At 65.5% G+C, this 13669-nt stretch carries 8 protein-coding genes; 2 read left to right on the top strand and 6 right to left on the bottom strand.

Annotated features, from left to right (window positions below; genetic code table 11):
* Positions 1-262: 262 nt before the first annotated feature.
* Positions 263-2956, top strand: coding sequence for a pyruvate dehydrogenase (acetyl-transferring), homodimeric type (aceE, locus tag CIW53_RS01025; RefSeq protein ID WP_149362845.1), 2694 nt, complete (start codon positions 263-265; stop codon positions 2954-2956).
* Positions 2957-3022: 66 nt separating this feature from the next.
* Here aceE and CIW53_RS01030 read toward each other — a convergent pair whose 3' ends face one another.
* Together CIW53_RS01030 and CIW53_RS01035 are read right to left on the bottom strand one after the other, a co-directional pair.
* A complete protein-coding gene (locus tag CIW53_RS01030; protein ID WP_149362846.1) occupies positions 3023-3358 on the bottom strand; it encodes a hypothetical protein in 336 nt (111 codons plus the stop codon).
* Between the two features lie 76 nt (positions 3359-3434).
* Positions 3435-4103: a glutathione S-transferase gene (locus CIW53_RS01035; protein ID WP_149362847.1), complete on the bottom strand. Its 669-nt coding sequence runs from the start codon at positions 4101-4103 to the stop codon at positions 3435-3437.
* Positions 4104-4263: 160 nt separating this feature from the next.
* On the opposite strand from CIW53_RS01035, the gene CIW53_RS01040 reads away from it, so the two are divergent.
* The gene (locus CIW53_RS01040; RefSeq protein WP_149362848.1) at positions 4264-5457 is read left to right on the top strand and encodes an SAM-dependent methyltransferase; all 1194 of its coding nucleotides are present in this window, start codon (positions 4264-4266) and stop codon (positions 5455-5457) included.
* A 7-nt stretch (positions 5458-5464) separates the two neighbouring features.
* Here CIW53_RS01040 and CIW53_RS01045 read toward each other — a convergent pair whose 3' ends face one another.
* From CIW53_RS01045 to CIW53_RS01060, 4 genes are all read right to left on the bottom strand, one after another.
* On the bottom strand, positions 5465-7657 hold the full coding sequence (locus tag CIW53_RS01045; RefSeq protein WP_149362849.1) for an LTA synthase family protein: 2193 nt from the start codon (positions 7655-7657) through the stop codon (positions 5465-5467).
* Between the two features lie 75 nt (positions 7658-7732).
* Positions 7733-8968 carry a multifunctional CCA addition/repair protein gene (locus CIW53_RS01050; protein ID WP_149362850.1) on the bottom strand — a complete coding sequence of 412 codons (1236 nt, stop codon included), beginning with the start codon at positions 8966-8968 and terminating at the stop codon, positions 7733-7735.
* Between the two features lie 580 nt (positions 8969-9548).
* The gene (locus CIW53_RS01055) at positions 9549-11663 is read right to left on the bottom strand and encodes an autotransporter outer membrane beta-barrel domain-containing protein (protein ID WP_149362851.1); all 2115 of its coding nucleotides are present in this window, start codon (positions 11661-11663) and stop codon (positions 9549-9551) included.
* A gap of 578 nt (positions 11664-12241) precedes the next feature.
* Complete coding sequence (locus CIW53_RS01060; protein ID WP_149362852.1) at positions 12242-13648, bottom strand: amidohydrolase family protein; 1407 nt, start codon at positions 13646-13648, stop codon at positions 12242-12244.
* Between the last annotated feature and the right edge of the window lie 21 nt (positions 13649-13669).

Consider the following 13669-nt stretch of genomic DNA (forward strand, 5'->3'; position numbering starts at 1 on the left):
ATCGAAGTGGCAACGGGATGGCTTGCGGTGCGACTGAATTGCGATTCCTGCCTTCGCAGGAAGGACGACAGGAGGTTTCAGTATTTCGAAGTTGCACATGGCGGCCATTGAAAACGACCACACCATGCGCCTCCGCACGGCCGGCTGAATTGGCAGGCATCCGGCCCAACGGCTAGACTTGGACGTTGATTCCCGCCGCACTCCCCGGCGGCGGGCATTCCCCCTCAAGCTTGGCGCTGCAACGGTGCCGCGGAGAATCTTCATGGATCAGCTCGACGATATCCTCAACCAGGACATCGACCCCACCGAAACCAGGGAGTGGATGGACTCGCTCGACGCGGTGATCCATCACGACGGCACCGAACGCGCGCATTTCCTGCTGGAACGGATGGTCGACAGCACGCGCCGTTCTGGCGGTTATCTGCCGTTCGATCCGACGACCGAATACGTCAACACCATCGCACCGGCGAACGAGGCGAAGATGCCCGGCGACGCCGCGATGGAATGGCGCATCCGCTCGCTGATCCGCTGGAACGCGATGGCGATGGTGGTGCGCGCGAACCGCAAGCCGGGCGAGCTGGGCGGACACATCGCCAGCTTCGCCTCCAGCGCCACGTTGTACGACGTGGGTTTCAATCATTTCTGGCGCGCGCCAAGTGCCGACCACCCGGGCGACCTGATCCTGCACCAGGGCCACTCCAGCCCCGGCATCTACGCGCGCTCGTTCCTCGAAGGCCGCCTGGCCGAGGACCAGCTCGACCTGTTCCGCATGGAAGTGGTTGGCAAGGGTCGCGCGCTGTCCTCATACCCGCATCCGTGGCTGATGCCGGATTACTGGCAGGTGCCGACGGTGTCGATGGGGCTGGGCCCGATCCAGGCGATCTATCAGGCGCAGTTCTTCAAGTATCTGGAACACCGCGGGCTGATCCCCAAGAGCGACCGCAAGATCTGGTGCTTCATGGGCGACGGCGAGTGCGACGAGCCGGAGTCGCTCGGCGCGATCTCGCTGGCCGGCCGCGAAGGCCTGGACAACCTGATCTTCGTGATCAACTGCAACCTGCAGCGTCTGGACGGCCCGGTGCGCGGCAACGGCAAGATCATCCAGGAGCTGGAAGGCAGCTTCCGCGGCTCGGGCTGGAACGCGATCAAGCTGGTCTGGGGCAGCTACTGGGATCCGCTGCTGGCGCGCGACAGCAAGGGCGTGCTGCGCAAGCTGATGATGGAAACCGTCGACGGCGAATACCAGGCCTGCAAGGCGTTCGGCGGCGCGTACACGCGCGAGCATTTCTTCGGCAAATATCCGGAGACGCGCGAGATGGTCGCCAACCTGAGCGACGACGACATCTGGCGCTTGAACCGCGGTGGCCACGATCCGCACAAGGTCTATGCGGCGTATCACGCAGCGTCCAACACCAAGGGCATGCCCACGGTGATCCTGGCCAAGACGGTCAAGGGCTACGGCATGGGCGCGGCCGGCGAGTCGCAGAACCCGACCCACCAGCAGAAGAAGCTGGACGAGGAGTCGGTGCGGCATTTCCGCGACCGCTTCCAGATCCCGATCGCCGACGACAAGCTCAAGGACGTGCCGTACTACCATCCCGGCGTGGACTCGCCGGAAGTGCAGTACATGCTGGAGCGGCGCAAGGCGCTCGGCGGCTTTCTGCCGCAGCGCCGGCGCAAGGCCGAGGCGAAGCTGAAGACACCGGAGCTGGCCGCGTTCGAGCAGATCACCAAGGGCACCGGCGAGCGAGAGATCTCCACCACGATGGCGCTGGTGCGCGGCATCAACCTGCTGCTGCGCGACAAGCAGCTGGGCGAGCGCGTGGTACCGATCGTGGCTGACGAAGCGCGCACGTTCGGCATGGAAGGCATGTTCCGCCAGATCGGCATCTACGCGCCGTTCGGCCAGAAATACCGGCCGCAGGACTCCGACCAGCTGCTGTACTACCGCGAAGACCAGAAGGGCCAGGTGCTGCAGCAGGGCATCAGCGAGGCCGGCGGCATGGCTTCGTGGATGGCCGCGGCGACGAGTTACAGCATCAGCAACCAGGCGATGCTGCCGTTCTTCATCTACTACTCGATGTTCGGCTTCCAGCGCATCGGCGACCTGTGCTGGGCCGCAGGCGACATGCGCTCGCGCGGCTTCCTGGTCGGCGGCACCTCGGGCCGCACCACGCTCAACGGCGAAGGCCTGCAGCACGAGGATGGCCACTCGCACCTGATGGCCGGCGCGATCCCGAACGTGAAGTCGTACGACCCGACGTTCTCCTATGAGGTGGCGGTGATCCTGCAGGACGGCACGCGCCGGATGATGGCCGAGCAGGAGGACATCTACTACTACGTCACCGTGATGAACGAGAACTACGCGCACCCGGACATGCCGAAGGGTTGCGAGGAAGGAATCATCAAGGGCATGTACCTGTTCAAGGATGGCGGCAAGCCGAAGAAGGGCGAGCCGCGCGTGCAACTGCTCGGTTCCGGCACCATCCTGCGCGAGGTGATCGCGGCGGCCGAATTGCTGGAGAAGGACTTCGGCGTGAAGTCCGATATCTGGTCCTGCCCCAGCTTCATCGAGCTGCGCCGCGACGGTTTCGATGCCGAACGCTGGAACCGTCTGCATCCGGAAGCGGAGCAGCGCGTGCCCTACGTCACCGGCCTGCTCGACGGGTGCTCCGGCCCGGCGGTCGCCGCCACCGACTACGTGCGCGAGTACGCCGACCAGATCCGCGCGTTCCTGCCCGACGGCATGCGCTACACCGTGCTAGGCACCGACGGCTTCGGCCGCTCGGATACCCGCGCTCACCTGCGCGAGTTCTTCGAGGTGGATCGCTACTGGATCGCGCATGCCGCGCTGGCCGCACTGGCCAAGGACGGCAAGATGAATGCGAAGGACGTCAGCCGGGCGATCAAGGAATACAAGCTCGACCAGGACAAACCCAATCCGCTCACCGTCTGAACGATCTGGCCATCCAAATGAAGAGCCCGCCGATCGGCGGGCTCTTTCATGACAGAAGGACGCGCTTCAATCCTCGTCGTCGCTGCGAAACGCGCGGCGCAACAGCAGGAATGCCCCGATGGTGCCGGCGACGATCGCCACTGTGGCAGCCGGATGCCGGTTCACCTGACGGCGCAGCCGGCGGTAGTGATAGTTCGCCTCGTCGGCGAGATCTTCTGCGACATGGGAAAGCTGCCGGCCGTAGCTTTGGCTGCGCTTGCCAAGGCGTTCGTTGATGCGGCGGCGGCCGCGTTCCAACAGGCCCTGGGCACTGCTGGCTGCATCGTCGGCGTAGTGCCGCGCACGCTCGCCGGCGCGCTCGGCGGTGTCGCGAATATGACTTTCGATATCACGGTTACGCATGGCTTTCTCCTGAGCGTCTGGCCTTGCACGTTGCCAGTGCGCTCGTGATTGATGCGTAAACAGCGATCCGTTCCGTTCAGCCGAGCCGGTATTCGCCACCCTGTTGCAAGGCCTGCCGGTACGCCGGCCGCGCGTGGATACGCTGCAGGAAGGCGCACAGCCGCGGGTAATGTTCGTCCAGCCCGCCGCGCGCGGCGAATGCCTCCAGCGGGAAGCTCATCTGGATGTCGGCGACACTGAAGCCCTCGCCACCGAACCACTCGCTCTTGCCCAGCTCGCCTTCCAGATAATCCAGATGAAGCTTCAGCTGCGGATCGACGAAGCTGCGTTGCACCTTGCGCGCGATGGCTTTGGCCATCGGTTTCATGAAGAACGGTGCCGGTGCGTTTTCGACCCTGCGAAACACCAGCTTCAGCAGCAGCGGCGGCATCGCCGAGCCTTCGGCGTAGTGCAGCCAGTAATTGCAGCGCAGCCGTTCCGGCGTGCCATGCGCGGGAATCAGCGTGCCTGCGCCGTAGCGGTCGGCAAGGTATTCAACGATCGCGCCGGACTCTGCCAGGGTGAGTTCACCGTCGGTCACCACCGGCGACTTGCCCAGCGGATGGATCGCGCGCAGCGCGGGCGGTGCCAGCATGGTTTTCGGATCGCGCCGATAGTGCTTGAGCTCATATGGCAGGCCGAGTTCTTCCAGCAGCCACAGAATGCGCTGCGAGCGCGAGTTGTTGAGATGATGGACGATGATCATCCGGCCATCAGAGCGGATCGCCCGCCCGCCCGCAAGCACCTGTATGACGTGGCCGGGTATTTCAGGACCACCGGACAGGAGCAGAGTCTCCTGCGGCGACTTTCGGGCGGCGCTCATCCTTCCGCTATGCTTGCCGCGATTTTCACCACTGGCAAGACCGATGCCCTCCCGCCTCCCCGAACCCGGTGCCGACGAACGCGCACACTCCGATCACCTGCTGCAGTTGTTGCGCGAGCTGATCGCTTCCCATGGACCGATGCCGTTCTCGCAATACATGGAGCGCTGCCTGTACGCACCGGGGCTCGGCTACTACAGCGCCGGTCGCACCAAATTCGGTGCCGCCGGTGATTTCGTCACCGCACCGGAGCTGGGCGACTTGTTCGCCGGCTGCGTGATCAACGCGGTGCAGCCGGTGCTGGCGATGCTTGGCGACGAGGCGGACTTCCTCGAACTGGGTGGTGGCAGCGGCGCGTTTGCCGAAGCCGCGCTGAAGGCATTGGCCGAGAGCGGCACGTTGCCGCGGCATTACCTGATCCTGGAGCCCAGCGCCGACCTCCGCGAGCGTCAACGCGAACGTCTGTCGGCCAACCTTCCGGCGGAACTCCGCGCGCGCGTGCAGTGGCTGGACCGTCCACCCGAGCAGGACTGGCGCGGCGTGCTGTTCGCCAATGAGGTGGTCGACGCGTTGCCTGCCACGCGCTTCGCGATGCGCCAGGGCGAGGTGTACGAGGAGTACGTGGTACTGGACGGCGAAGGACGGCTGATGCGCGTCGATCGCCCAGCCGACGCGCTGGTGTCCGGTGCCGTGCGCCACGTCGAGCGCGACCTCGGCACGGAGTTCGTCGATGGCTACCGCTCGGAAATTCTGCCGCAGCTGCCGTACTGGATCCAGGCGGTGGCCGGGGCGCTGACGGCGGGCCTGATGCTGTTCATCGACTACGGTTACGTGCGCCGCGAGTACTACCTGCCCGAGCGCGACGACGGCACCTTGATGGCGCACTACCGTCACCACGCGCACAACGACCCGCTGTACCTGCCCGGCTTGAACGACCTCACCGCCTCGGTCGATTTCACCGCATTGGCCGAGGCCGCCAACAGCGCCGGTTTCGGCGTGGCGGCGTATCTGCCGCAGGCGCAGTTCCTGATCGGCGCCGGCCTGCAGGATGTGTTCGAAAGCCGGCACGCCGACGCCGCCGACGAGCATCAGCGCTATCGCCTTTCGCAACAGGTCAAGCGGTTGATGCTGCCCGATCAGATGGGCGAACGATTCCAGGCGATGTTGCTGGCCCGCGGCCTCGATGCGCTGCCGCTGCCGGCCGAGCTGATGGCCGCCGATCAGGGCGGCCGATTGTAGGAGCCCGTTACAGCGCGGCGCTGCTGGCGGGTGCCGGTGTCGAGCTGCTCGTTGCAGGTGCGTCCGCGGGCGCCGGCAACGGTTCCACCGGTGTCGAGTCGGCCGGTCGATGTGCCAGCCCGCCGCGTCGGAACAGCTCGCTGGCCACCTGGTAATACGCGATCGCCTGATCGATCTGGCCCTGATCCTGCGGCTTGATCGGGGTGGCATCGCCGGTGGCGTAATCCGGTTTCATCTGCTCCAGCTTGCGCTGCGGCTCCAGCACGGTGAGCGCATCGCCTTGCAGGTAACCGAGCTTCTCGTAGGTGGCCGGAAACGCGCGTTCGCGACCGGGCTCGAGCTGGAACAGGTCGTAGCCGAAGAAGCGCGAGCGATAGCTGAAGTTGAGCAGGCCGAGCAGGGTCGGTGCGATGTCTACCTGGCCCATCAGGCGATCCACCCGCTGCGGCTGGATGTGCTTCGGCGCGTAGATCCACAGCGGGATGTGGTAGCGATTGATCGGCACGCTGGTCTTGCCGGCGCTGGCGGCGCAATGGTCGGCGGTGATCACGAAGACGGTGTCGTCGAAATACGACTTCGCCCGGGCGCGCCGGATGAAGTCGCCGATCGACCAGTCGGTGTACGCCACCGCGCCGGCACGGGTGTATTGGGGCTGCTTCACGCGACCTTCCGGGAAGGTGTACGGCCGATGATTCGACGTCGTCATGATGTGCAGGAAGAACGGCTTGCCCTCGGCATGGATCTCGTCCATCTGCTTCAACGCCAGCGTGTAGAGATCCTCGTCGGCCACGCCCCAGACGTTCTCGCTATGGATCGTGGCGCCCTTGGGAATGTCGCGCCGGTCGACCGTGCGGTAGCCGTTGTGGCTGAAGAAATAGTTCATGTTGTCGAACTGGCCGTAGCCGCCGTAGACGAAGTCCGACTGGTAGCCGCGATCGTTGAAGATGTCGGCCAGTGAGAACAGGTTTTCGTTGTTGTGCTCTTTCAGCAGCGAGTCGCCTGGCGTCGGCGGCACCGACAGCGACAGTGCTTCCAGCCCACGCACGGTACGCGTGCCGTTCGCGTAGAGCTTGTCGAAAAACAGGCTCTGGTCGACCAGTGAATCCAGGTAAGGCGTGATGTTCTCCTTGTTGCCGAACGTGCCCAGGTAGTCGCCGGACAGGCTCTCCACGCTGATCAGCACCACGTTGAGGTGCTTCTCCGCGCCGGTGTGGCGGATCGCGCGGGTCAGGTCCTGCGGATCGTTGCTGAGATAGGTGGCGTCCGGTGTCTTCAGGCCCTCGCGCACGAGGCCGTATGCCTGCGCGTCGGGCAGTGTGCGATAGAACTTCGCGTAGTCGAGGTGGCTGCTGCGGAACGCATTGAAGAACTGGTAGATGCCGTTGCCGGCAAGCTCGTTGACGTAGTTGTTGCCGGTGCGATCCTTCATGCTGCCGTTTACCGCGGCGACGGAAACCACCGTCAGCAGCAGCCACACCAGCACCACCTTGCCGCGCTGCCAGAAGCGGCTGCCGTTGTCGCGCGCGCGCAGGCCGCGCCGGCCGATTGCGAATATCACCAAGGCGCCGACCACCAGCAGGGCCAGCCAGCGGCCGATCGGGTACGACTCGCGGATGTTGCCGATCACCTCGTTGGTGTAGACGAGGTAGTCCACCGCGATGAAATTGAAGCGCACGCTGAACTCGTTCCAGAACACCAGCTCGGATGCCGCCACGAACAGCAGCCCGTACAGCAGCAGCAGGGCAAAGCCGTACAGCGCCCACTGGCCGGCACGCGAGGTATAGGTGAACGCCGCCAGCGGCAGCACGAACAGAAACGGCAGGATCGCCGGCCAGGTGGTCTTCAGCGTGGCGTGGTACATCAGGTGCAGCACGCCCAGGCAGATCAGGCAGGCCAGCACCATGGCGATGGCGAACAGCAGCCAGCGGAACAGGCCCGGGACGCGCCCGGATCGCGTCGGCACGATCCACAGGAACAGCACCAGCGGCCACGCCACGTAGATGTACGTGATCAGGTCGTAGCCCAGGCCCACGCCGAACGCGTACAACAGGTTCAGCGGCGTATGCGGCACCTCGTGGCCGGACATGACCAGCAGCACCACCCGCGTGACGAACGAGATCGCCAGGAAGACGATGGCCAGCCAGGCCAGCGGGCGAAAGCGTTGGCGCAACGGGGAGGGCGGGGTGAATTCGCTCGACACGGGCAACTCCAGCAGGGCGTGATTTCGATTGGCGCCCGATGCGGGCGACAAGGGTTCGATGCTTTATACCGTGGATCAGCTTCGCCGACGGTTACTTTTCAGTGCGCCGATCGCGTCGATCCGGGCCGCTTCCATCGCCTTGCCGATCGCAGGACCGGTCAGGCCACGGGCGACAAAGTCGGCGGCATTGACCGCCGCCGCCGTGGCGCGAGCCTCGTGCAGATACGTCGCCTGCGGGTAGTCGTCGCTTTCATGGCCGAGCCGGCCGCGCTTGTCGGCCTCGCAGGCCAGCAGAAACGCATCCAGTCGCGCCGGCCGGCGCAGCGCGTCCAGCCCGCTCAGCAACTTCAGCACGGTGGCGGGCCTCAGCTCGAGCGCGCGATGCGCATTCAGGTGCTCGTGGCACACCAGCTCGGCCAGTGCGGCGTGTTCGGCCGGCACCTTCAGGCGTGCGCACAGCGCGCGCAACGGCGCCACGCCGCGATGCTCGTGATCGACATGGCGCGGCAGCTCATCGGCCGGCGTCAGTGCCTTGCCGAGGTCGTGCATCAGCGCGCAAAAGCCGACCAGGTCGTCGCCCGGCGCGAGCTTCGCCGCCGCGTCCAGCACCATTTCCATATGCACGCCGGTGTCGATCTCCGGGTGGAACTCCGCTCGCTGCGGCACGCCGTACAGCGCATCGATCTCGGGAAACAGCACACGCAACGCGCCGGCCTCGCGCAACACGCGCAGGAACGCGGAGGGCTGTGGCTCGCCAAGTGCCTTGCGCGTTTCCGCCCACACGCGCTCGGGCACAAGGTGATCGACCTCGCCATCGCGCACCATCTGCTGCATCAGCGCCATCGTCTCCGGAGCCACGGTGAAGCCGAGCGGCGCGAACCGCGCGGCAAACCGCGCCACCCGCAACACCCGCACCGGATCCTCGACAAACGCTGGCGACACATGCCGCAACACGCGCGCCTCGATATCGCGCACGCCGTGATACGGATCGGTCAGCGCGCCATGCTCGTCCTGCGCGATCGCATTGATGGTCAGGTCGCGTCGCGCCAGGTCCTGCTCCAGCGTCACCGTCGCGTCCGCCTGAAACACGAAGCCGTGATAGCCGTGCCCGCTCTTGCGCTCGGTCCGCGCCAGCGCATATTCCTCACCGCTCTGCGGATGCAGGAACACCGGGAAATCCTTGCCCACCGGCTTGTAACCCAGCGCCAGCAATTCCTCCGGAAGCGCCCCGACCACCACGTGATCGTGGTCGACTACCGGCCGATCCAGCAATTTGTCGCGGACCGCGCCGCCGACGAGATAGGTTTGCATACGGGGATTCTGCCACGCGGGAGCGCCACGCCGGCAGAAGCGGATGGGAAGTCGGGATGGGAGGCATCCGCCCCGGGTTTGGTTTTCGAGCTATCCGCGACAGCTGCGCTACCAGTTCGGCTGGTACCCATCGAAGGCGAGGCCTTCGACGACATGGATGCCGACGGAAGGAAGGGTGACCAACAAGTCGGGGTTATCCGTGCGGTTGGTCAGCAGATGGGTGCCGTCGCCTGACCATGCAACCGGTTGCCACCCGATAAGATGTTCCACGGGGGTGTTGGAGAACGCATGCGTAACCGGGTCCAGGTTCGAACCATCGCGGTTGATGACATGGACATCCGTTTCGGAAAAGGCGCAGCGAAACCCGGTTGGGTGAGCGCCACCTCGGCACCGTCCGGGGACATCATCAATTCGGTGGAAGGACCATGGGGAAGCAGCATGGTCACCTGGACGGTGACGATCCCTCACCCACGTGACGGAGTGCGGATGGCCGCTTCGAGCGTCCCCGCAAGGTGCACCCTGCCCGGCAGGGTGCACAGTTGGGAATCGCAGTACCTCTGAAGACCGGCTCAGCGCGTTCTTACAAGGCGAGGGCGAACTTGACCATGACCTGGCCTGCCTTGTAGCTGTCGTTGAACTGATAGTCGTAGGTGCCCTCGAGCGACCAGCGGTTGCTGCCGGCGAGCAGGAGACCGGCGCCGAGGTCGGCAAGATTCCGTCCCGTCTTCACGCCGACGGCGGTGAATGACGGGCCGCCAGAGGCAAACGCCGCGGTCTGGTCCATGCTTCCGCCGTTGAACGAATGCAGCCAGTTGGCATGCACTTCGGGCCGCACGGTCAGGCCGTCCGGGCTGACCAGATCGCGCGCGAGTTTCACGCCCAGACCGGACTGCACGAAGTCGTGTTTCTGCGCGGCAATGTCGAGATTCATGGCATTGCCGCCGAACTCGCGGTAGCCGGGAATCTTCAAGCGGGTGTACTGCAGTGTGGCGGTTGGCGTGATTACGCTGCGCCCGTCACCGACATGGAAGTGGTAGCCGGTGGCAGCGAACGCGGTGTACTGATGGCCGCTGTATTCGGCACGCGCGGTCTCGTTGACGCCCGGAAACGAGACTGAGCGCGAGCTCGAATAATCGTCAAGCCCATAAACCAGAGCGGCGTTGACGAACCACCGGCCCGGCGCATAGCCCAGATAGGCGGTCGCCTGGGAGGAGCGGATGTTGCCGCGGCTTGCCGAGTCGAGGCCGTCGAGGGTGGAGCGGGCATGGCGGATACCGAAACCGGCGGTGACCGCCTGGCCGAGCGGAATGTCCAGACCGAGTGCGACACCGTACGCGTTGTCGGTGTAGCCCTCGTACCCCTCGCTGCCGCGCTGCGTGCCGGCAAGGCCGAACGTGCCGCCCCACAGCTGGGGCTTGCGCTTGTCGCCGTCGCATGTGGCATCTTCCGGGCGCTGCGTGTTGCGTTCGTCGGGCTGGTCATTCTGGCCGCAGGGCTGGATGGCCTGCATGTGCGCGGCCCACAGTCCCTGGAACTGCTGAACGACGCGGTAGCTCGCCTGCGGCGAGGCGAGGCTGGCCGTACCCGGCTGCAGCTGTGCCAGCGCATCGGCGACGGCGGTGGCGTCCGGCAACACCGTGATGGCGGTCAGCAGCGGCGCAGTTGCGGGCGTCAACGGCAGCGCGTCGATAATCGGCGCGATGATCGGGGCGGTCGGGTTGCCTACCGGGGCCACCACGTCCGCCAGCGGAATCTGCGTCGCGATGATCTGCACCAGGCCATTGGTGGTGGGTGCGGCGGAGAACAGGTAGCGCGTGGTATTGCTGGTGGCCGTGACGGTGCTGCCGCTGGTGCCGCTGGTCGCGTCGACGATATTGAACTGGCTGCCGACCGCGATCGGGCCGGTGACGGTAACGTGGACCTGCAGGGCGTTGCCGATGCTGGCGGCGCCGACCGGTACGATCTTGCCGTAGACCGACGGGCTGAAGATCGTGGTGTTGATGGTTCCCGCCACCGGGATCGCGAAAGCGCCGGCCACGTTGAGGGTATTGGTATCGAGGGACCAGGCCGCGGCATTGGCCTGGCCGGTGATCAGCGCATTGCCGCCGACCACGTTGATCTGCCTGAGCCCGCTGGCGGCACCCACGGCGCCATCCAGGATGCTGTTGCCCTGCAGCGTCAGCGTGCCGGTGCCGGCGCCCGCCGAGTTGGTGATCGCAGCCTTGACGGTCTGTCCCTCGCCGACGTTGATGGTGCCGTCACCGGCGAAGTCCATCGTCGATCCCGTGTTGCTGGTAAAGCCGCCGTTGAAATTGACGACGCCGGTGCCGGCCACCGAGAACGTCGTCGAGTAGACCGGCCCGTTGAAGGTGACCGTGTTGGCATTGGTGCCGGCGGCGATGTCGAGGAAGGTGGCGCCCGTGGCGCCCACGAATCCGGTGACGGTCGAACTGCTGTTGAACAGGATGCTCGCCGTATTGGCAGCGTCGGTGGTGATCGCGCCTCCGGCATCGTTGCCTGTATTGATGTCCTGATGGCCGACGGTGAGCAAGCCCGGACCCTGCGTGTCGACGCCGCTGGCTACGCCAACCGGGTTGACCACGCCAGGCAGTACGACGACTTCGCGGGCCACGCTCAGTGGCAGCCAGGCGACCATGGCTGAGCCGAGGAGGGGAATAAGGAGGGTTTTTTTCAAGGGGGTGTCCTGCAGGATTGGCGAACGAAGCTCGCGGCGGTGCTTGGCCCGCTGGGTCAGCAGGTGCTCGGAAACGTTCGTCAGTCCCCGTTTGGCGTATCACCCCGGGAGTAAACGTGTGGGACGGGAATAAACGATGTCCACGGCGGGTGAGCCCGCGCAGACGGTGCTGAGGTGCTCGATGGCCAACCGGTGGCCACGATGCATGCAGCCGGTAGTGCGGCCACGAGCGCCTTGTATGGGGGTGGGAACTTCAGAGGCAGCCGGGTCTGACGTGCTGCCATTGCCGCATCATTTCGCGAGAAATACTGAAGCCCTCGCCCGTAGTGGGCACGTGGCGGCGTGACGGGAGTGTGTAGGGCGTCCTCGGCGGGCCTGCAAAATCCCGTGTCGTTCATGTAAATGGCGATACGGAAGATCGTCCCGGAGGCAGGCGTCGCGGCGCCGCGATTTCGTGGCGTGGCATTCTGGATGAGCGGCTCCCTTTTGGGCCGCGAGCCCTGCGGCGTCGCCGCGCCGCGCTCCGGAGAGTCGAGAGTATCGGTTCGGGGGTGATCGAGTCCTTCCTGCCCTGCCGCTCAGTGCAGGCCCACGGTGCCTTTCATCGCGGCAAAGATCTTCGCGGTGTCGTAGCCGATGCCGTTCTTGAAGACCAGCGGCATGTTTTCGATGGCGGTGGGGTCTTTCAGCGGATCGCCGTCGATCACCACGATGTCGGCGCGCTTGCCCACCGCCAGCGTGCCGATGTTGCGGTCGCGGCCGAGGTAGGTCGCGCCGTTGAGGGTGGCGATCCGGATCGCCTGTTCGAAGCTGAAGCCGTTTTCGACCAGCAGTTCGATCTCGCGCTTGGCCGAGTAACCGGGGATGACGCCGCCGTAGCCGGTCGGGTCGGTGCCGGCCAGCAGAACGCCGCCGGCGTCGACGAACTGTTTCTCGAGGCCGGCCAGTTTCGGGTACAGCACGGCCTGGTCGGGGTTGGGCGTCGCCTGGATCCGTGCCCAGGTTTTCTCGTACTGAGCGCGCACTTCGGGGAGCAGCAGATCGAGTGCGGCCGGCGGTGCCTTCGGGCGGCCGGCGACGAAGGTCTCGAACACGGTCAGGGTGGAGGTCAGCGCGACGTGCTTGTCGACCAGCAGCCTGATCAGCGATTTCAGTTCGGGCGAGGCCGGATCCAGCGTGGCGAGCGAGTGGTTGACCGCGGCGCCGGGGCAGACGTCCGGCTGCTTGTCCTTGACGAAATCCGAGGCGGCGAAGAAGCCGTGCTCCAGGTTGTCGATGCCCAGGTCGGCCGCTTCGCGGTAGGTCACCGAGCACAGGTGCGCGGTCACCTTGCGCGCGCGCTTGTGCGCCACGTCGATGACGCGCCTGAGTTCGTCGCGGGTGATGTTGATGTAGGCCTTGTACGAGGTCACCCCTTCGTCGGCCCAGTAGTTGACGGTGCGCTCGGCATCGTTGGCGTCGGCCAGCACATGCACACCGGCGATCGGCAGGCCGGGTCCGTTGAGGTACGGCCCGGTGACATCGATGTCGGGGCCGACCAGCTTGCCGCTGGCGATGTCCTTGCGCAGGTTGAGGTCGGCGTACGGCATCATCGTTCCGGCCGTGCGCATTTTGGTGGTGCCGCCGGCCAGGTACAGCGGCGGGAAGCTCACCACCATCTCGGTATAGGCGTTGCTGCCGGTCGGATAGAACAGGTGCTCGTGCATCATCACGAAGCCGGGCAGCAAGGTCTTGCCGCGGGCATCGATCACGGTGGCGCCAGCAGGAACCTTGGTCCGCGGTGCATCGCCGAGCGCGATGATGCGGCCCTTGTCGACGACCAGGGTCTGGTCGTGGGCCGGCTTGCCGCCGCTGCCGTCGACCACGGTTGCATGGGTGAAGGCGATCACCGGTTGCGCGTAGGCAACGTAGTTGTCGGCGGCGCGCGTGCTGGTGGCGAACACGCAGGTGAGGAACGCTGCGATCAACGCGATGGCGTGCTTCATGGCGAATCCCCTGGCTTGGCG

Origin of the sequence: Rhodanobacter sp. T12-5, assembly GCF_008329435.1 — a bacterium.
In the GTDB taxonomy this organism is placed as follows: domain Bacteria; phylum Pseudomonadota; class Gammaproteobacteria; order Xanthomonadales; family Rhodanobacteraceae; genus Rhodanobacter.